Origin of the sequence: Isoptericola croceus (assembly GCF_029382255.1) — a bacterium.
In the GTDB taxonomy this organism is placed as follows: Bacteria; Actinomycetota; Actinomycetes; order Actinomycetales; family Cellulomonadaceae; genus Isoptericola; species Isoptericola croceus.
Map to the genome: position 1 here is coordinate 1 of NZ_JARLLG010000151.1, position 279 is coordinate 279.

Consider the following 279-nt stretch of genomic DNA (forward strand, 5'->3'; position numbering starts at 1 on the left):
GCAGAAGATCACCGACTCAATCGAGCTCTCCGAGTACCGCCTCCGCCGCCGCAAAGAGTTCGAGGACGTCATCCGCCGCGTCCGATGGAACGTCAACGCCTGGGTCAAGTACGCCAAGTGGGAGGAGCAGCAACGGGACTTCGCCCGCGCGCGCTCCGTCTACGAGCGCGCCCTCGACGTCGCCCACCGCGACCATACGCTCTGGCTCAAGTACGCAGAGTTCGAGATGCGCAACAGGTTCGTCAATCATGCCCGCAACGTCTGGGACCGCGCCGTTTC

Annotated in this window: 1 protein-coding gene; it reads left to right on the top strand. The window is 64.2% G+C overall.

From position 1 onward, the window contains the following. Nucleotides 1-279: HAT repeat-containing protein (locus PZC42_RS24485; RefSeq protein ID WP_277214054.1), on the top strand; the 279-nt coding region annotated here is incomplete at both ends.